The organism is Kocuria rhizophila DC2201, from assembly GCF_000010285.1.
Classification (GTDB): Bacteria; Actinomycetota; Actinomycetes; order Actinomycetales; family Micrococcaceae; genus Kocuria; species Kocuria rhizophila_A.
Map to the genome: position 1 here is coordinate 461,218 of NC_010617.1, position 18,750 is coordinate 479,967.

The following is an 18,750-nucleotide window of genomic DNA, read 5'->3' on the forward strand; positions in this document are numbered from 1 at the left end:
GCGGGCGGGCAGCGTCATGCCTCAGTAGTGCTCGGGCGAATCCGGCTCCACGCAGCTGTCCCGGGCGTAGTCGCAGGTCACGGGGCGGCCGTCCGCGTCCGTGCGCCGGTCCCACGAGCTCATCCGCTCGCCGGTGAAGTCCACGTCGGGGCCCGCAGCCGCGGGCCCCGACGTGTGGCGCACCTGCAGGGCGACGTCATCGCCGTGCTCGCCCACGCCCTGGCGAACGGCGTTCTCCAGCGCGGTGCGGGCGTAGCGGTGACGCAGACTGATGGGATCGGTGGAGACCGCCCCCTCACCACGAAGCCGATGACCAGCGCACCGGCCATGCCGAAGGTGATGCGGTTGGTGCGAGCGCACCCGCTGCTCCTCCACGGACACCCCGGGCACCAGACCGGAATGGGCGTCGTGCGGGCAGCGACTTCCGGCGGGCGGGTCCTGGCAGGGGGGAGCTCATGGGAACCTGCGTTCCGGGGTGGCGGAGCGCGGGTCGGGGCGCCCGGGCCGCCCCACTGTACCGGCGCGGCTCCACGCCCTGGCAGCCCCCGATCGGCCGGGGGTGAACGCAACGGGCACTGGTGCGCGGGAAGCGTTCAAAACATGTACCCTGGACTCACGAAAAACTGACAAGACACTCCGGGGCCGTACTGTGTGTTCAACACGGCACCGCCCACCGGACACGAGACGCAGAGGGGGTCACGCCATGGGGCGCGGCCGTCAAAAGGCGAAGGCGACACGACAGGCGCGGGAGATCAAGTACTTCAGCCCGCAGACCGACTACTCGGCCCTGCAACGTGAGTTGCGAGGCACGACACCGTCCTCCCGAGCCGTGGACCACGAGGAACGACCCGAGGACGAGGACGACTACTCGACCTACGCGGAGAAGTACTCGGACTACGACTGACCCCGCGCCCGGCGCGGTGAGCGCGCCGCTCGACACCAGTTCGGCATCGGACCGTGGCGCAGCCTGGCACCCAGCGCAGTCCTGACCGCAGCGAAGCTGCGGGAGGAGAGTCTCCGCGAACCGAGCGCCCCTCGAGCACAGTGCAGCAAGAACCGCCCACACGACCGTGTGGGCGGTTCTTTGCGTGTCGTGGGCCGGGCCCCCGTGCTCAGTGCGCGTAGGAGCCGGTCATCAGCACTCCGCCGCCGGACACACCCTTGGCGCCCTGCACCCAGTCGCTGCCGTGGTGCGCGGCGTCCGGGTCCACCGGCCCCACCCCGCCCATGACCCACGAGGGCACTCCGCGCGCGTTCAGGTGGGCCACGGCGGCGTCGGCCACCGCGGGGTCCACGATCGCCACCATGCCCACCCCGAGGTTCAGGGTGCGCTCGAGGTCCGGCTGCGGCACGCCGCCGAGCTCGGACACCAGGCGGAACACGGGGGGCAGGGACCACGTGGAGCGGTCCACGGTGGCCTGCAGCTCCGGCGGCAGCACGCGGGCGAGGTTCGCGGCGAGCCCGCCACCGGTCACGTGGGAGAAGCCGCGCACACCGTGGCCCGTGGCGCCGTCGTCCCCGTTGACGGGAAAGGCTCGGGCGAGGCCCAGCACGTCCGCGGCGTAGACGCGGGTGGGCTCCAGCAGCTCCTCGCCCAGGGTGCGGCCCAGCTCGCTGACCTGGCGGTCCAGCTGCCAGCCCGCCATGTTGATCACGCGACGCACCAGGGAGTATCCGTTGGAGTGCAGACCGGAGGACGCCATGCCGATGACGACGTCCCCGTCCCGCACGCGCTGGGGGCCGAGCAGCTCGTTGGCCTCGACCACGCCCGTGGCTGCCCCGGCGACGTCGTACTCGTCCACCGCCAGCAGGCCGGGGTGCTCGGCGGTCTCCCCGCCCACGAGAGCGGTCCCGGCGGCCTCGCAGGCCGCGGCGATCCCGCGCACGATGTCCGCGACGCGCTCGGGCACCACCTTGCCGGTGGCGATGTAGTCGGTCATGAACAGGGGCGTGGCGCCCACCACCACGATGTCGTCCACGACCATGCCCACGAGGTCCCATCCAATGGTGTCGTGGATGTCCAGGGACTGCGCGATGGCCACCTTGGTGCCCACCCCGTCCGTGGAGGTGGCCAGGTACGGCCGGCGGTACGCGGTCAGCTCGGAGACGTCGAAGAGTCCGGCGAAGCCGCCGACGCCGCCCACCACGCCCGGCGTGTGGGTTGCCCTGACCGCGGCCTTCATGAGTTCGACGGCGCGGTCCCCGGCCTCGACGTCCACACCCGCGCTCGCGTAGGTGACGGACCTGTCCTGCTGGGGCTGCTGGCTCATGCGCGGGTCTCCTGGGTGGCGGCGTCGTCGGGTCGGTCGGTGAGGGGCTCCACGAGGTCCGCGGAGGGCTCCGCGTGGGCGCCGGGTGCTTCGAGCACGGCCTTGCCGAGGCGGTCCGCCTTGGGCAGGGCCGTGGGGTACTCGCCGGAGAAGCACGCCGTGCACAGGTTGCCGCGAGACTGGGCGGTGGCCTCGATCATGGCGTCCTCGGAGATGTAGCCGAGGGAGTCCGCGCCCAGGGACGCCCGGACGTCCTCCACGGTGATCCCGTTGGCGATCAGCTCGGCGGGGGAGGCGAAGTCGATGCCGTAGAAGCACGGCCACTTGATGGGCGGGGAGGAGATCCGCACGTGGATCTCCGCGGCTCCCGCTTCGCGCAGCATCCGCACCAGGGCCCGCTGGGTGTTGCCGCGCACGATGGAGTCGTCCACGACCACCAGGCGCTTGCCCGCCACGATCGAGCGCAGGGGGTTGAGCTTGAGCCGGATGCCGAGCTGGCGGATGGTGTCCGAGGGCTCGATGAACGTGCGCCCCACGTAGGAGTTCTTCACGAGTCCGTGGCCGAAGGGGATCCCGGCGGCCTCGGCGTAGCCGATCGCGGCCGGGGTGCCGGACTCGGGGGTGGGCATCACGAGGTCCGCGTCCACGGCGTGCTCGTGCGCCAGGCGGCGGCCCATCTCCACGCGGGACTCGTACACCGAGCGGCCGTTGATGGTGGTGTCCGGGCGCGCGAGGTACACGTACTCGAACACGCACCCGGCCGGGGTGGGCTCCGCGAAGCGGCTCGAGCGCAGCCCGTTCTCGTCGATGGCGATGAACTCCCCGGGTTCGACCTCGCGCACCAGGGAGGCGCCCACGATGTCCAGCGCGGCGGTCTCGGAGGCCACCACCCAGCCGCGCTCCAGCCGTCCCAGCACGAGCGGGCGCACCCCCAGGGGGTCGCGGGCCGCGTAGAGCGTGCTCTCGTCCATGAACGTGAGGCAGAACGAGCCCACCAGCTGGGGGAGCAGCTTCATGGCCGCCTCCTCGAGCGAGTTCAGCGGGTGCTCGGCCAGCAGTGCGGTGATCAGAGCGGTGTCCGTGGTGTTGCCGCGGGCCATCTCGCCGCGGGACGGGAAGCCGGACTTGTCCAGCAGCAGGTCGTAGAGCTCCGCGGAGTTGGTGAGGTTGCCGTTGTGCGCGAGCGCCAGGGTGCCGTGCGGGGTTGCGCCCAGCGTGGGCTGCGCGTTGGCCCAGTGGGAGGCACCCGTGGTGGAGTACCGGGCGTGGCCCACGGCCAGGTGGCCCTTGAGGGTGTTGAGCGTGGTCTCGTCGAAGACCTGGGACACGAGCCCCATGTCCTTGTAGACCGAGATCCGCTCGCCGTCCGAGGTGGCGATGCCCGCGGACTCCTGCCCGCGGTGCTGCAGCGCGTAGAGACCGTAGTAGGTCAGCTTGGCCACGTCCTCCCCGGGGGCCCACACGCCGAACACGCCGCACGCGTCCTGGGGGCCTTTTTCGCCGGGAAGAAGGTCGTGAGAGAGTTTTCCGTCAGCTCGAACCACGCTGACAGTGTCTCATGCGCCGGACTCGGGCTCCGCTTCGTGAACGTCGCTGACCTCCGCGGAGACCTGGCGGGAGCGCCGCAGGGAGATCCGGTCCAGCAGCAGCCCCACCACGGCCCCGAGGGCCGCGCCGAGGATCAGGAACGCCATGAGGAAGAAGCCGAGGATGGCCGCCCGGGTGTAGGCCAGGGCTCCCGGGCCCAGTGCTCCCACGAGCAGCCCCGCGATGGCGCCCACCCCGGCGCCCGCGGCCACGAACGCCACGAGGTTGGGTGCGCGGCGCACGGTCATCCGCTGGGTCTCGGACGTGGTCTGCGCTGCGCGGTCTGGGGTCTCGGGGCTCGCGGAACTCATGGTCTCCAGGTTATCGCGGCCGCGCGCTCCCGCGCTCCGTGCGGGCTGTGGGTGCTCTTGCGGTCCGCTGGGAGTTCGCGTCACCCGAACAGGGGCAGCCACGGGCTGAGGTCCGTGCGCGTTCCCGACGCCGCCACGGTGCCGCGCCCGACGGCGCCCGCCCACGTCTCGGTGCCTGTGGCCAGCGCGAGCCATGTGGCGGCGTCCGTCTCCACCACGTTGGGCGGGGTGCCGCGGGTGTGTCGCGGTCCCGGAACGCACTGGGTCACGCCGAACGGGGGCACGCGCACCTCCACGGAGTTCCCCTCGGCCCGTGAGCCGAGCTCCTCGAGGCAGTAGCGCACCGCGGTGGCGGTGGTCCTGCGGTCCGCGGCCGCGGGGTCCCGGCGCCAGCGCGCGAGCGCGAGGGAGCCGTCGGCGGGGTCGATCCTGCGTCGCACCACGGAGCCGCCCTCAGTCCACGAGGTCGAGCAGCGGCTGGGCGAGCTCGATGGCGCCCACGGGCTTCCCGGCCCCCGTGATGGGGTGTGTGACGCGCGCGAGGACACGGTCGGCGTCGGCCCGGGAGATCGCCCCCGCGTGCGCGAGCAGGGTGAGGCCCACGAGCGAGTTGGCACGCGAGGAGCCGTCGAGCATCTTGATGGCCACGGACCAGCCCGAGCGGGTGCCGAGGCCCAGCACGCCCTCTGCGCCGAGCTTGGTGATCACGTCCAGCTCCTCCATGATCACGGTGTTGGAGCGGCCCGGCCCCTGGACGTACTCGGGGTAGTCGAGCATGGAGGTGGCCACGGTGGCGGCGCGGGCGTCCGCCTGGATGTTGCGCGCGGCACGGCCCAGGGTGGAGTACATCCGCGCCAGACCCGTGAGGGTGACGGCCGCGAGGGGCGCACCGCAGCCGTCCACGCCCAGGTGCGCCGCGCGCTCGCCGGAGAACTCCTCGATGGTCTCCACCACAAGCTGCTGCAGCGGGTGGGAGGGGTCCAGGTACGAGTCCGTGGGCCAGCCGTTGGTCACGCACGCGAGCAGGAACGCCGCGTGCTTGCCGGAGCAGTTCATGCACATCCGGTTCTTCCCGCGCTCGGTGCGGATCAGCCACGCGCGGGTGTCCTCGTCCTCGGGCCAGTCCGGCGGGCACTGCAGTGCCTCGGGGCCCAGCTCCGCGGCCTTCAGGATGGAGCTCACGGCGTCCAGATGGTCGAACGTGCCGGTGTGCGACGCCGCCGCGATCGCCACCTGCTCGCCGCGCAGCGCGGCCCCGGCCTTCATGGAGGCGATGGCCTGGAACGGCTTGAGCGTGGAGCGGGGGAACACCGGGACGTCCGGGGCCCCCAGGGACAGGGCCACGGAGCCGTCCGGGGCCAGCACCACGGCGGAGCCGCGGTGGCGCGACTCCACGAAGCCGCTGCGCTGCACCACGGCGAGGTCCACGGCCTGATCCGAGCTGAAAGTCTGCATGGCCCCAGTATGTCAGCGCACCGCGCGGCGTCGTTGCCCCGGCGGGGGCCCCGGCCGATACGCTGAGCGCGTGAAGGTATTGGTGGTGGGCCCAGGCGGCCGCGAGCACGCGATGATCATGTCCCTGCTGCGGGACCCGCACGTGAGCGAGGTCCACGCGGCCCCCGGCAACGCCGGGATCGCCCGTGACGTCCCCGTGCACCCGCTCAACGCCCAGGACCCGGACGCCGTGGTGGCCCTGGCCCGCGAGCTCGCGGTGGACCTCGTGGTGGTGGGTCCGGAGGCGCCGCTCGTCGCGGGCGTCGCCGACGCCCTCACGGAGGCCGGGATCCCCGTGTTCGGCCCGTCCCGCGAGGCCGCCCGGATCGAGGGCTCCAAGGCGTTCGCCAAGGAGGTCATGGCCGCAGCGGATGTTCCGACCGCGCGGGCCGTGGCCACCTCGGACCTGGCGCAGGTGCGCGAGGCGTTCGAGCAGTTCGGCGCGCCCTACGTGGTCAAGGACGACGGTCTGGCCGCGGGCAAGGGCGTGGTGGTCACGGACGACCGCGAGCGCGCCGAGGCCCACGCCCGCGAGTGCCTCGACGCCGGGGGCTCGGTGCTCGTGGAGGAGTTCCTGGACGGTCCCGAGGTCTCCCTGTTCGTGCTCAGCGACGGCACGCACGTGGTGCCGCTGCAGCCGGCGCAGGACTTCAAGCGCGTGCGGGACGGGGACCGGGGCCCCAACACGGGCGGCATGGGGGCCTACACGCCGCTGGACTGGCTCCCCGAGGGCTTCGCCGGGGAGGTCGTCGAGCGGGTGGCCCGGCCCGTGGTGGACGAGCTGCGACGCCGCGGCACCCCGTTCACGGGCGTGCTCTTCTGCGGGCTGGCCGTCACGTCCCAGGGCATGCGGGTGATCGAGTTCAACGCGCGCTTCGGGGACCCCGAGACCCAGTCCGTGCTGGCGGTGCTGGAGACGCCGCTCGGGCAGCTGCTGCTCGACGCCGCCACGGGACGGCTGTCCGAGGAGCAGCCCCTCGAGTGGGAGCCCGGTGCGGCCGTGACGATCGTGCTCGCGGCGCACAACTATCCCGGGGCCCCGCGTACGGGGGACGTGATCACCGGGCTCGAGGACGCCGCCCGTGAGGAGGACACGTGGGTGGTCCACGCCGGCACGGCCCGCGACGCCGCAGGGAACCTGGTCTCGGCTGGCGGGCGGGTGCTCGCGGTCGTGGCCCGGGGCGCTGATCTGGGGGAGGCGCGCGAGCGCGGCTATCGTGGCATGGAGCACATCACCCTGGACGGATCGCACCACCGCACGGACATTGCCCTGGACGCCGCGCACGGCCGCGTGGCGCTGCCCGGGGTGGGGGCGGCGTCGTCGTCCCCGGCGGACCCGGACGGCGGAACCGGTGCGGACGCCCCGCCCACGGCGCGCACGGCAGAGGAGCAGGCATGAGCGAGCACGGCACACCCCGCGAGATCCCGGGCTGGAAGCACGTCTACTCCGGGAAGGTGCGGGAGCTGTACGTCCCGGACGAGTCCCGCATGACCGCCACGGGAGTGGCCATCCACGACGACGCCGAGTACCGCGCGGGTGCCGTGCTGGTGGTCGCGAGCGACAGGATCTCCGCGTTCGACCAGGTGCTGCCCACCGAGATCCCGGACAAGGGCACGATCCTCACGCAGCTGTCCCTGTGGTGGTTCGAGCAGCTGGACGGGATCCCCAACCACATCCTCTCCACGGACGTGCACGAGTCCGTGCGCGGGCGCGCCGTGGTGTGCAAGAACCTGTCCATGTTCCCCGTGGAGAACATCGTGCGCGGCTACCTCACGGGCTCCGGTCTCAAGGACTACCGCACCACGGGATCCGTCTGCGGGATCGAGCTGCCCGAGGGGCTGCAGGACGGCGACCGCCTGGAGCAGCCCATCTTCACGCCCACGGGCAAGGCCGCCCTGGGCGAGCACGACGAGCCCATCACCTACCGCGAGATGGCGGACGTGGTGGGCAACTCCGTGGCGGACCGGCTGCGGGAGCTGTCCCTGAAGATCTACACGCGCGCCGAGCGGATCGCCCGGGAGCGCGGGATCATCGTGGCGGACACCAAGGTGGAGTTCGGCCTGGACTCCTACCGTGGCGCGATCACCCTGGGGGACGAGGTGCTGACCCCGGACTCCTCCCGCTTCTGGGACATGGAGACCTACCGGCCCGGCCGCGCGCAGCCCTCCTTCGACAAGCAGTACGTGCGCGACTGGCTGCGCTCGGACGCCTCCGGGTGGGACGGCCACGGGCCGGTGCCCCAGCTGCCCGAGGACGTGGTGGCCCGCACGCGCGAGCGCTACGTGGAGGCCTACGAACGGCTCACGGGTCGGGTCTTCGACCCCCGCGGCCCGTTCCTCGAGGTCACGGGATCCCGCGAGGGCTGAGCGCCCCGCCCGGTCCGGCCCAGCGGGCGCGGGCCATGTCCACCCGGACCCAGTGCGCCGCGGTCTCGAGCAGGGGCGTGCCCTCCCGCTCGTAGTGCTCCCGAGCGCCGATCTGCAGCCGGTCCGGCAGGGTGCCGTCCGCACGCACTACGCGCCACCACGGAATGTCCTCACCAGCCTGGCCCAGGGCCATGATGCGCGCGGCCAGCCGCGGGGTGCCCAGCCCGGCGAGCTCCGCGACGTCCCCGTAGGACAGCACCGCGGCGGGCGGGACGGCCAGCACGACGCCGCGCACCGCCTCGACCGCGTCCGCCCCGGTGCGGGTGCCGCGCCCCTCGCTCACGAGAACGGGATCCGCACGTCCAGGTGCCACACGTGGTTGCGGGGCCCGTAGGCCACCTCCCCGTCGAGCAGCGCAACCCGCTCGTGGATGCCCCGCAGCCCGAAACCGGAGGCCAGCTCCCGGTGGTCGAGCTCCACGGCCCGGTGCGGGATCCGGTTCTCCGTGTGGATGTGCAGCGTGGAACCGCGCACGCTCATCCGCACCAGGCACCGGGAGCCGGTGGGGGCGTACTTGATCATGTTCGTCACGGCCTCCTGCATCACCCGTGCGGCGGTGCCGCGGATGGAGGTCGGGAGGTCGTCCACGCCCTCACCCAGCTCGAAGCGGGGCAGCAGACCGGCGCGCTCCAGGCTCCCCTCGAGCGCCTGGGCCACGCCGTGCAGGGACCCGGTGGTCAGCCCGGACGCGTTGCCGCGCTCCTCGGGTCCGTCCGGGTCGGGGTCCGTGTCCGAGGAGCCGGGGGAGTCCCGCAGGATGTGCAGCAGGGTCCGCAGCTCGGTGAGTCCGGAGCGCGCGGCGGTGTCCATGGTGTCGATCGTGCGGTGCAGCTCCTCGGGGTCGCTCTGGCGCTGCGAGCCCGCGGCCTGCATGGTCACGAGGGTGAGCTCGTGGGCCACCACGTCGTGCAGGTCCCGGGCCAGGGCCAGCCGCTCCTGCTCGCGCAGCCGCTGGTGGGTGGCCTCCATGGCGGCGAGCCGGCGCGTGCTGAGGCGGTACTGGCCCAGGAAGAAGCGCACCGCCACGCCGATCAGCGCCGCGATGCCCAGGGGCAGCCCCAGGGCCCAGAGGAAGTCGGTGCTCTCGAGCACCCACGCGGTGACGGCGATCCACACGGCGGTCACCGCCAGGTGGACGAGCATGGCCGTGCGTTCGAGCATCGCGAGCGCGGCCACCATCACCACGCACCCGCACAGCAGGGTGATGGAGTACTCGTCGAGCACGAGGCACAGCGCGTAGGACAGGGCGATGGCCGCCGCTCCCGCCACGGCGGACCACGCGAGCAGGGCCACCGCGCCGTAGCTGAGCACGATCCAGGCCGAGGTCAGCACCCTCTGCCCGGGGGACAGGGCGGGCCAGTCCAGGGCGTGGAGGTCGTCGAAAAGTGCCACGGCGGCAAAAAGCACCAGCACGATGCGCAGCCAACTGGGCATCGTGCTGGTGCGTGCGGTGGGATCCCCGTCCGTGACGGCGGGGGCCGAACTCACCGGGGGTTGCAGTAAATGGGGAAGAAGCGGCACAGGGCGCTGCCCGGGCCGCGCACCGAGGCGTCGTCGGGCAGGGCCATGGCGGGTGCCGCCGAGGCGAAGAGCATGGAGAACACGAGGGTGGCGGCCGCGGCCGCGCGCAGAAGGGTCACGTTGCGAGTGGGGGCGGCGGTGCCGGAGCCCTGAGAAGTGTGAGTCATGCACCCAGTTTATGATCAAGATCATGGATTTGTGCAGGCTCATTCTCGTGGACGACCACCCCCTCATGCGTGATGCCCTGGCCAACCTGTTCCGCGCGGAGCCGGGTTTCGAGGTGGTGGGCGAGGCCTCCGAGGGCGCGGGGGCGGTGGCCGCGTGCCTGGACCTGTCCCCCGACGTGGTGCTCATGGACATCCGCATGCCGGGGATGGACGGCATCGAGGCCACCGCGCAGATCGTCGCGCAGTGCCCGGACACCAAGGTGCTGGCCCTCACCACGTTCTCCACGCTCGAGTACGTGGTCCCGGCCCTGCGCGCCGGCGCCTCGGGGTACCTGGTCAAGGACGCGCGGCACCACGAGATCGTCTCCGCGGTGAGCCTGATCCGGGAGGACGAGCTCGCACTGTCCCCGTCCGTGGCCAACTCCCTGGCCAACAACGTGCTGGGGGACGTGCCCGTGCCGTCCGTGCGGCGCGGGCGCCAGCGCGGCGCGATGACCCAGGCGGCGATGTCCCCGCCACCGGGCCCGCACCCCGGTGCTCCCAAGCTCACCGACTGCGAGCAGGAGACGCTGCAGTGGATCGCCAAGGGGCTCAACAACGCCGAGATCGCGGAGCGGATGTCCGTGTCCCACGGCAGCGTGAAGTCCTACGTGTCCCACCTGTGCGAGAAGCTGGCCGTGCGGGACCGCGTGCAGGTGCTGATCTCCGGCATCCAGTGGGGCCTCGTGCACCCCGAACTGGAGCCGGAGGGCACCCTCGGCCCGCGCTGACTCCCAGTCCCCGCCCAGCTTCGGGGCGCAACTCTGGCCGTTCGGCCATGGTGGGCGCGGCACCCCGTGCGGCAGAGTAGGTGGCGGACACCCCGAGAGGTGTCCCCACGCTCCACCGGGGCGGGCGGATGTACGGCGTCCGTCCCGCGCAGGAGCGGATCGCTGAACTCGCAGCGGGGGTCCTCGTGCCCCTGGTGTTACCGGATGAGTACCGTGAGGCCTGGATCACCTCACGCGAAGCTCCGGGACCTCCGCTGCGTCAGCGGTCCAGGGCAGAGACAGGCCTGGCCCCGGCGTCCTCCGACCAGTGGGCGCCGGGGTTCCTCTGTTCCCGGACCCGGCGGCACCCGCGGCACCTACTCCCGGTGGCGAGGCGCGTCCGGTGCGTGGCCGTAGAACCACATGATGTGCTCGCGCAGCAGCCGGGCGGCCAGAGCGCCGTCGCGGGCCTCGGTGGCCCGGTGGATCGCGTGGTGCTGCTCCTGCAGGCGGGCGCGGATCGCGGGCCAGTCGGAGGTTCCCGCCACGGTCTCCTGGACGTAGCCGATGGTGGCCTCCCGCAGGGACGCCATGATGGTCTCGAGCACCACGTTGCCGCCCAGCGAGGCCAGGTGCAGGTGGAACTGCGCGTCCAGGATGTGGAACTGCTCGTCGTCCACCGCAGGGTCGTCCATGCGGTCGAGCATCTGCGCGGCCTGCTCCAAGATTTCCTCGCGCTCGGGGCATGTCGACGATGCCGCGTCCAGGCTCGACTGCGTCTCCAGAAGCACACGGGCGCTCACCACGTCCGCGACCGGCAGGGACCGGGTGGCGATGTGCATCCGCAGCGCCCAGCCCAGGGCGGCGGAGGGGTCCGAGATGACCGTGGCCCCGGACTGCGGGCCGGACCCCGTGGCCGAGCGCACCAGGCCCATGGCCGCGAGGATCCGCACGGCCTCCCGCACCGAGGCGCGGGAGATCCCGAAGTCCTCGGCCAGCGTGCGCTCCGCGGGCAGCTTGTCGCCCACGCGCAGCGCTCCCGAACGCAGCTGCCGTTCGAGCCAGTCCAGCACCACCGTGTAGGCGGGTGCAGCGCTCATGCTTCCTCCAGGGTCCTCACGTGCAGTGGCCCGCCGTCGCGCGCGGCGACGACGGGCCATGGGTGCTCACCGTTCTCGGGCGGCTCAGGCCGCCGGGAGCATCCAGGAGAGCACGTTGGACTGCAGGAACACCAGGCAGCACAGCACCAGCAGCATGCCCAGGGACCACGGAACCACGGAGCGGAAGATCTGAGACTCCTTGCCCTGCATGCCCACCGCTGAGGACGCGATGGCCAGTGACTGCGGCGAGATCATCTTGCCCACCACACCGCCGGACGTGTTCGCGGCGGTCATCAGGTGCGGGTCCAGCCCGGACCCCAGGGCCGCGGTCTTCTGCAGGTTGGCGAACAGTGCGTTGGCGGAGGTGTCCGAACCGGTGACCGCGGTGCCCACCCAGCCCAGCACGGGGGAGAAGAACGCGAACGCCGCGCCGAGACCGGCCACGAACGTGCCGATCGCCAGGGTCTGGCCGGAGAAGTTCATCACGTACGCCAGTGCCAGCACGGACATGATGGTCAGGGCGGAGAAACGCATCTTCCAGAAGCTGCGTCCGATTTCGGCAAGGGCGTCCGCGATCGAGAGCCGGAACATCCCGTGGTGGGTGAACAGAGCGTAGATCACGGCCACCAGCAGCCCGGTGATGAGCAGCAGCGTGCCGGGGCTCGAGAGCCACTGGAAGGAGTAGACCGTGCCCGAGATGGCCTCGCCCTTGGCGTTGAGCAGGTGGCCGTTAAGGCCGGGCCACGGGATCTTGACGTCCGTGGACGCGAGTGCCTTGGGCACATTGATTCCGGCGGTCCAGAGCTTGGCGATGCCGAAGACGACCACCACCAGCAGGTAGGGCAGCACCGCCATCCACACGCGTCCGGGCGTGAGGACGGCCGCGTTCTCCGGGCGGGCAATGCCGAGGTCCGCGCGCACGGCCTCGGCGCCCTTGGGCCGCCAGAAGCGCATGAGGATCACCACGCCGGCGAGTCCGGCCAGGGACGCGACCACGTCGGTGAGCTCGTACGAGAAGTGCGTGGCGCACCACCACTGGGCGATCGCGAAGCTGCCACCCACCACGAGGGCGGCGGGCCAGGCCTGCTTGAGGCCGCGGGCGCCGTCGACGATCAGCAGCAGGAAGAAGGGGACCACGAATGCGAAGAACGGGGCCTGGTGCCCCACCACGGCACCGATGTGGGCGGGGTCCAGATCCGTGAGCGTGCCCGCGGTGGTGATGGGGATGGCGATCGCGCCGAACGCCACCGGGGCGGTGTTGGCGATCAGCACCAGGGTGGCCGTCTTGAGCGGCTTGAGGCCGAGGGCCAGGATCATCGTGGCGGTGATTGCCACGGGGGCACCGAAGCCCGCCAGCGCCTCCAGCAGGCCGCCGAAGCAGAATGCGATGAGCATGGCCTGGATGCGCAGGTCACCGCCGCCGATGGTGTCGAAGATGGTGCGCAGGTCCTCGAAGCGCCCCGAGAGCACGGTCACCTGGTAGAACCACAGGGCCATGACCACGATCCACACGATCGGGAACAGTCCGTAGACGGCGCCCTGGGTGGCGGTCAGCGCGGCGAGGTGGGCCGGCATGCCGAAGCCCAGGATGGCCACCAGCAGGGCCACGGCGAGGGACGTCAGCCCCGCCACGTAGGCGCTGGCCTTGAAGGCCAGCAGCATCACGAAGAAGGTCAGCAGGGGCAGGCAGCCGACCAGGGCGGACAGCCCGACGCTGCCGCCCACGGCGTCGGTCGCGGCGGTAAAGGTGTTCACGCGTTCTCCAAGGGGTGGGGCCGGATCGGAACCGTGGTTCCCGGGTCGAGAGGATGGTCCCGGCGGGGCGGTGTGCTCCGTGTCCGGGACCGGTCGTACGATAAGTGGTCAGACCACAGTGGTCCGACCACACAGCGTACATGATCCAGGTCACACGGTGAAGATCTCGCGCCCGGCGGCGGGGAGCCCGTGTGCGGGCCTCCATGCACATCCCCGATGCCGAGCGGTGCGTTGTTGTGACCGGACTCACGGGCGTAGCCTGGTCTGGCCACAGAGATGGACCGGGGCACAGCATGACCGGGGCAGACGGTTAGGAGACCACACCCATGAAAATCGCGCTCTTCGCCACATGCATTGTGGATGCCATGTATCCCAAGGTGGCGCTGGCCACCGTGCGGATCCTCGAGCGGCTGGGACACGAGGTCGTGTTTCCCCAGGGGCAGGGCTGCTGTTCCCAGATGCACGTCAACAGCGGGTACTTCCAGGACGCCGTGCCGGTGATCCGCAACCACGTGCGCGCGTTCACCAGCGTGGACTACGACGTCGCCGTGGCCCCCTCCGGCTCTTGTGTGGCCTCCCTGGGGCACCAGCAGCCGATGGTTGCGCGCCAGTGCGGCGAGGACGCCCTGGCCGAGGATGCCGCCATGGTGGCCGAGAACACCTACGAGCTCTCCGAGCTGCTCGTGGACGTGCTGGGCGTGACGGACGCCGCCGAGCAGCTCGGCTCCTGGTTCCCGCACCCGGTGACCTACCACCCCTCGTGCCACGGCATGCGCCTGCTGGGACTCGGGGATCGCCAGAAGGACCTCGTGCGCTCCGTGGCGGACATCGAGTTCCATGAGCTACCCGACGCCGAGGAGTGCTGCGGCTTCGGCGGCACGTTCTCCTTCAAGAATCCGGACGTCTCCGGTGCCATGGCGGACGCCAAGCTCAACAACATCCGCAGCTCGGGCGCCTCGCTGTGCACCGGCGGGGATGCCTCGTGCCTGCTGCACCTGGGCGGAGCCGCGTCCAAGCGGAACGTGGACGTCCAGACCGTCCACTTCGCGGAAATCCTCGCCTCAACCCGGGCCAACCCGCTGCAGGTAGAGGGCCCCGTTGAACTGTCCATCTCCCAACCCGGCCGTCGCGCGGCGAGCCCGGCCACCACCGCAGGAGCAACTCGATGAGCGTCACGTCCCTCGGCATGCCCGCCGTGCGTCCCGTGCACGGGCAGGGCAACCTGCACGCGCAGGTCGCCTTCCCCAAGGCCGCCAAGAAGGAGCTGCAGAACAAGCAGATGCGCGCCAACATCCGGCACGCCACCCACACCATCCGCGCCAAGCGCGCCGGCGTGGTGGGGGAGGTCCCGGACTGGAGCGAGCTGCGCGACGCCGGTTCCGCCATCAAGGAGACCGTGATGGCGGGGCTGCCCGAGCTGCTCGAGCTGTTCGAGGCGAACGTGACGGCGCGCGGCGGCGTCGTCCACTGGGCCCGGGACGCGGACGAGGCGAACGCCATCGTGACCCGTCTGGTCCAGGAGCAGGACACCACGGACGTGATCAAGGTGAAGTCCATGGCCACTCAGGAGATCGGGCTGGACGAGCACCTCTCCGAGCACGGGATCACCGCCACGGAGACGGACCTCGCCGAGCTCATCGTGCAGCTGGGGCGGGACAAGCCCTCCCACATCCTGGTGCCCGCGATCCACAAGAACCGCGAGGAGATCCGCGAGATCTTCAGCCGCGAGATGCCCGGCGTCACCGAGGAGCTCACGAGCGAGCCCCGAGTGCTCGCGGAGGCCGCGCGGCAGCACCTGCGGGAGAAGTTCCTCACCTCCAAGGTGGCCATCAGCGGCGCGAACTTCGGCATCGCGGATACCGGCACCCTGTCCGTGGTGGAGTCCGAGGGCAACGGGCGCATGTGCCTGACCCTGCCCGAGACCCTGATCACCGTGATGGGCATCGAGAAACTGTTGCCCACCTACCAGGACCTCGAGGTGTTCTTCCAGCTCCTGCCGCGCTCCTCCACTGGCGAACGCATGAACCCGTACACCTCCCTGTGGACCGGCGTGACGCCCGGGGACGGCCCCAAGAACTTCCACGTGGTGCTCCTGGACAACGGGCGCTCCGCGGTGCTCGCGGACCCGCAGGGTCGCTCCGCACTGCACTGCATCCGGTGTTCCGCGTGCCTGAACGTGTGCCCCGTGTACGAGCACGCGGGCGGGCACTCCTACGGCTCCACCTACCCCGGTCCCATCGGGGCGATCCTCTCGCCGCAGCTCACGGGCATCACGTCCGAGGAGAATGCCTCCCTGCCGTACGCGTCCTCCCTGTGCGGGGCGTGCTACCAGGTGTGTCCCGTGAAGATCAACATCCCCGAGATCCTCGTGCATCTGCGGGACGAGGACATCCGCGCCCAGCACGGGAAACGCGCGGACCACGCCAACCCAGCACCGGTCTCCAAGGACCCCGCGGTGGGCGGGGACGACAACTGGCGCGAGGAGAAGTCCCTGACCGCGGACGAGGGCCGGGGTGGGCAGGACACTGCCCCCCAGGAGGGCACCCTCCAGGAGCTCGGTTCTCGGGCGCGTCGCGCAGGACGCCGCATCCGAGGAGCCGTGCCTTCCCGCGGTGTGCCCACGCAGATGGACGCCATGATGAAGGGCGCCTCCTTCGTGATGTCGTCGGGCCAGCGGATGTCCTTGGCGGAGCGCGGGCTACCCATGGGCCGTGTAATCGCCGGCCGCGACCGCGCCATCGGCTGGCTGCCCGGCATGGTGGGCGGCTGGACCGCCGAGCGCGACATCCCCGAGCCCCCCAAGGAGTCCTTCCGCAACTGGTGGAAGAAGCACGAGGGGGAGACCGACGAGCGGCTCGAGCGCGACGGCGTCACCGCGGCGTCGGGAACCGCGCGCACCGGTGCGGGGCCCGCGCAGGGCCACCCGGCGGCGTCGTCCCCCGGGGAGGCGAGCCCCGCGGGTGCGCACGGCGAGTCCAAGGCCGCCCGGACCGAGGAGACCGCCGCGGGCACCGGCAAGGACGCCGCCACCCCGGGTGCCGGCGCGGACGCCGTGGCCGGAGCGGACAGTGCCGCCACGGGCGACCCCCAGAAGGACAACATCGCACCCCGCAACGGCCACGCAGGCCGCGGGAACCAGGACGGAGAGCGGGCATGAGCGCCGACGCCAAGACCGAAATCCTCGAGCGGCTCAACGGCGCCCTCGCGGACCACCCGCGGGCTCCCCACGTGCCTCGCGACTACCGGCACACCTCGGACCTCGGGCGGAACGAGATCATCGACATGCTCGAGGACCGGCTGCTCGACTACAAGGCCAACGTGTACCGGGAGACCGCGCAGACCGTGGCGCAGCGCGTCGCCACCCAGCTTGGGACCTCCGCGCGCTACGTGATCCCCGAGGGCCTCGACACCGCGTGGCTGCCCGAGGAGACCGCCGCGCGCCGGGCCATCGTGGACCCCAACGACGCCCGCAAGGCCTCCGCGCTCACCGTGCGGGACCTCAACCAGGTGGACGCCGTGGTGACCTCCTCCACGGTCTCGTGCGCGCAGACGGGCACCATCTTCCTGTCCGGGCGCCCGGACGAGGGGCGGCGCGCCATCACCCTGGTGCCGGACCACCACATCTGCATCGTGCCGCTGGACTCCGTGGTGGAGCTAATCCCCGAGGCCATGGCCCGCGTGGAGCCCACCGCGCCCACCACCATGATCTCGGGCCCGTCCGCCACGTCGGACATCGAGCTCGAGCGCGTGGAGGGCGTCCACGGTCCGCGCACGCTGGACGTCATCCTGCTGGGCTGACTGTCCGACGGGCTGATGCCGAGGCTCACCCCGCGGGATTAAGTGCAGATATTGCTATCTACCAAGCGGTAGATAACAATATCTGCACTTTTTTCTGGGTCAGGAGGGTGCGCGGTTGAGGTGCGCTCGCGGCGCGTGGCCTCTTGCGCTGCTCAGTAGCGCGGCAGCGTGGGGTCCACGTCCTCGATCCACGCGAGGACGCCACCGTCGAGGTGCTTCAGGCGGTCCTCCCGCAGGGCGTAGTCGGCTCGCAGGGCCGCGAGTGCCTGTGCGGAGCGCACCCCGGCCTTGCAGTGCAGGACCACGTCCCCCTCGGAGCCCGCGGGCAACGCTTGCACGCCGTCGGCGAGCAGCCGGTCCAGCGGCACCGGCACGGATCCGGGGATCGAGACGAGCTGCCGCTCCCAGTCGTCACGCACGTCCACGAGCGTGAACGTTGTCTCGCCGCGCTCGCGGGCCGCCAGCAGCCGGGCGAGTTCGGTGGCGTCCACGGTCTCCGCGGCGCTCGGTGCGGCCGGCGGGGTGCCCGCCCCGGCCCCGGGCGCGGCGGGCGGGACGTCCCCGCGGTCCGCCGCGTCGTTGTCGGGGGCCGGGAGGCCGCACGCCACGAAGACCTGCGTGAGGTCGGTGACGGGTTCGCGCTGGGGGTCCGGCAGCACGGTGAGGGTGCGCCACGTCTGGGCGAGGGCGTCGTGGACCAGCACGCGCCCCACGAGGGGCGCCCCGATGCCGGTGAGCAGTTTCAGGGCCTCTGTGGCCATCACGGAGCCGATGGTCGCGGGCAGCACGCCCAGCACCCCGCCCTCCGCGCACGAGGGGACGGAACCGGCCGGGGGAGCCTCCGGGTAGAGGTCCCGGTACACCGGCCCTCGGCCCGCCCAGAACACCGAGACCTGGCCGTCGAAGCGCAGGATGGATCCCCACACCACGGGGATCCCGGTGAGCTCCGCGGCGTCCGCCACGAGGTAGCGGGTGGCGAAGTTGTCCGCGCCGTCCAGCACGAGGTCGTACTGCCCGAGGATCTCCAGGGCGTTGTCGGTGCTCAGGCGCGTGTCGTGGGTCCGCACGGTCACGAGCGGGTTGAGGCGGGCCAGGGCGTCCGCGGCAGAGTCCACCTTGGGACGGCCCACGTCCGCCACGGTGTGGATCACCTGGCGCTGCAGGTTGGACACGGACACCACGTCGTCGTCCACGACGCCCAGGGTTCCCACACCGGCGGCGGCGAGGTACTGCAGCGCGGGCGCGCCCAGCCCCCCGGCCCCCACCACGAGCACGCGCGCGTTCTTGAGCCGCCGCTGCCCCACCGGTCCGAACTGCGTGAGGGTGAGGTGGCGCGAGTACCGTTCGAGCTCCTCGCGCGTGAGCTCGGCGGCCGGTTCCACCAGGGGATCAAAGGGGGAGGGAGCGCTCATCGGGTGACGTCCCCCGCGCTTCCGGGGGCGCCGGGGGAGGCGTCCACCACGTCACGCGGTGCGCCGCCACCCCCATCCATACGGGGTCCCACCGGGGACGGGTGGTTCCCTCGAGGGTTCCGCGCCGCTCCCTCACCGGTGACGGGCTCACCCGCGGTC

General features: G+C 71.7%; 19 protein-coding genes. 7 read left to right on the forward strand and 12 right to left on the reverse strand.

Features of this window, described 5'->3' with window-relative positions; translation table 11 throughout:
- Positions 1-21: 21 nt before the first annotated feature.
- Positions 22-216, reverse strand: coding sequence for a hypothetical protein (locus KRH_RS02030; protein WP_041297275.1), 195 nt, complete (start codon positions 214-216; stop codon positions 22-24).
- A gap of 487 nt (positions 217-703) precedes the next feature.
- Between KRH_RS02030 and KRH_RS02035 the strand changes: the two genes are divergently transcribed.
- Positions 704-904, forward strand: coding sequence for a DUF3073 domain-containing protein (locus KRH_RS02035; RefSeq protein WP_012397496.1), 201 nt, complete (start codon positions 704-706; stop codon positions 902-904).
- 208 nt (positions 905-1,112) lie between these two features.
- Here KRH_RS02035 and purM read toward each other — a convergent pair whose 3' ends face one another.
- The 5 genes from purM to KRH_RS02060 all read right to left on the reverse strand — a co-directional run bounded on the left by purM (position 1,113) and on the right by KRH_RS02060 (position 5,623).
- Positions 1,113-2,270, reverse strand: coding sequence for a phosphoribosylformylglycinamidine cyclo-ligase (gene purM / locus KRH_RS02040; RefSeq protein WP_012397497.1), 1,158 nt, complete (start codon positions 2,268-2,270; stop codon positions 1,113-1,115).
- Positions 2,267-3,814 (reverse strand): amidophosphoribosyltransferase, encoded by a 1,548-nt coding sequence (gene purF, locus KRH_RS02045; protein WP_012397498.1) that lies wholly within the window; start codon positions 3,812-3,814, stop codon positions 2,267-2,269. Before purF ends, purM begins: the two co-directional genes overlap by 4 nt.
- A gap of 12 nt (positions 3,815-3,826) precedes the next feature.
- Positions 3,827-4,168 (reverse strand): hypothetical protein, encoded by a 342-nt coding sequence (locus tag KRH_RS02050; protein WP_041297276.1) that lies wholly within the window; start codon positions 4,166-4,168, stop codon positions 3,827-3,829.
- 80 nt (positions 4,169-4,248) lie between these two features.
- Positions 4,249-4,611, reverse strand: coding sequence for a sterol carrier family protein (locus KRH_RS02055; protein ID WP_012397500.1), 363 nt, complete (start codon positions 4,609-4,611; stop codon positions 4,249-4,251).
- A gap of 10 nt (positions 4,612-4,621) precedes the next feature.
- Positions 4,622-5,623, reverse strand: a complete 1,002-nt coding sequence (locus KRH_RS02060) for an asparaginase (protein ID WP_012397501.1) — start codon at positions 5,621-5,623, stop codon at positions 4,622-4,624.
- A gap of 70 nt (positions 5,624-5,693) precedes the next feature.
- Here KRH_RS02060 and purD point away from each other — a divergent pair, with 70 nt between their 5' ends.
- Together purD and KRH_RS02070 are read left to right on the forward strand one after the other, a co-directional pair.
- Positions 5,694-7,061, forward strand: coding sequence for a phosphoribosylamine--glycine ligase (purD, locus tag KRH_RS02065; protein WP_012397502.1), 1,368 nt, complete (start codon positions 5,694-5,696; stop codon positions 7,059-7,061).
- A complete protein-coding gene (locus KRH_RS02070; RefSeq protein ID WP_012397503.1) occupies positions 7,058-8,029 on the forward strand; it encodes a phosphoribosylaminoimidazolesuccinocarboxamide synthase in 972 nt (323 codons plus the stop codon). The genes purD and KRH_RS02070 overlap by 4 nt, the downstream gene beginning before the upstream one ends.
- On the opposite strand, the gene KRH_RS02075 is transcribed toward KRH_RS02070, so the two are convergent.
- The 3 genes from KRH_RS02075 to KRH_RS02085 are packed head-to-tail and all read right to left on the reverse strand — an operon-like array spanning position 8,007 to position 9,777.
- Positions 8,007-8,372, reverse strand: coding sequence for an MGMT family protein (locus KRH_RS02075; protein ID WP_041297277.1), 366 nt, complete (start codon positions 8,370-8,372; stop codon positions 8,007-8,009). The genes KRH_RS02070 and KRH_RS02075 overlap by 23 nt on opposite strands.
- Entirely contained in the window at positions 8,369-9,577 is a 1,209-nt protein-coding gene (locus tag KRH_RS02080) for a sensor histidine kinase (protein WP_041297278.1), read from the reverse strand. Before KRH_RS02080 ends, KRH_RS02075 begins: the two co-directional genes overlap by 4 nt.
- Positions 9,574-9,777, reverse strand: a complete 204-nt coding sequence (locus KRH_RS02085) for a hypothetical protein (RefSeq protein ID WP_012397506.1) — start codon at positions 9,775-9,777, stop codon at positions 9,574-9,576. The genes KRH_RS02080 and KRH_RS02085 overlap by 4 nt, the downstream gene beginning before the upstream one ends.
- A gap of 23 nt (positions 9,778-9,800) precedes the next feature.
- On the opposite strand from KRH_RS02085, the gene KRH_RS02090 reads away from it, so the two are divergent.
- Positions 9,801-10,547, forward strand: a complete 747-nt coding sequence (locus KRH_RS02090) for a response regulator transcription factor (protein ID WP_148202429.1) — start codon at positions 9,801-9,803, stop codon at positions 10,545-10,547.
- Positions 10,548-10,903: 356 nt separating this feature from the next.
- Here KRH_RS02090 and KRH_RS02095 read toward each other — a convergent pair whose 3' ends face one another.
- Positions 10,904-11,626, reverse strand: coding sequence for a FadR/GntR family transcriptional regulator (locus KRH_RS02095; protein ID WP_012397508.1), 723 nt, complete (start codon positions 11,624-11,626; stop codon positions 10,904-10,906).
- Positions 11,627-11,710: 84 nt separating this feature from the next.
- On the reverse strand, positions 11,711-13,381 hold the full coding sequence (locus tag KRH_RS02100; protein WP_012397509.1) for an L-lactate permease: 1,671 nt from the start codon (positions 13,379-13,381) through the stop codon (positions 11,711-11,713).
- Between the two features lie 326 nt (positions 13,382-13,707).
- On the opposite strand from KRH_RS02100, the gene KRH_RS02105 reads away from it, so the two are divergent.
- Genes KRH_RS02105 through KRH_RS02115 form a run of 3 tightly spaced genes read left to right on the forward strand, consistent with a single transcriptional unit; the run spans position 13,708 to position 17,179 of the window.
- Complete coding sequence (locus KRH_RS02105) at positions 13,708-14,550, forward strand: (Fe-S)-binding protein (protein WP_012397510.1); 843 nt, start codon at positions 13,708-13,710, stop codon at positions 14,548-14,550.
- Entirely contained in the window at positions 14,547-16,538 is a 1,992-nt protein-coding gene (locus KRH_RS02110; protein WP_012397511.1) for a LutB/LldF family L-lactate oxidation iron-sulfur protein, read from the forward strand. Before KRH_RS02105 ends, KRH_RS02110 begins: the two co-directional genes overlap by 4 nt.
- Positions 16,535-17,179 carry a LutC/YkgG family protein gene (locus KRH_RS02115; RefSeq protein ID WP_012397512.1) on the forward strand — a complete coding sequence of 215 codons (645 nt, stop codon included), beginning with the start codon at positions 16,535-16,537 and terminating at the stop codon, positions 17,177-17,179. Before KRH_RS02110 ends, KRH_RS02115 begins: the two co-directional genes overlap by 4 nt.
- Positions 17,180-17,331: 152 nt before the next feature.
- Here KRH_RS02115 and moeB read toward each other — a convergent pair whose 3' ends face one another.
- Positions 17,332-18,591, reverse strand: a complete 1,260-nt coding sequence (moeB, locus tag KRH_RS02120; RefSeq protein WP_012397513.1) for a molybdopterin-synthase adenylyltransferase MoeB — start codon at positions 18,589-18,591, stop codon at positions 17,332-17,334.
- Positions 18,592-18,750 lie beyond the last annotated feature (159 nt).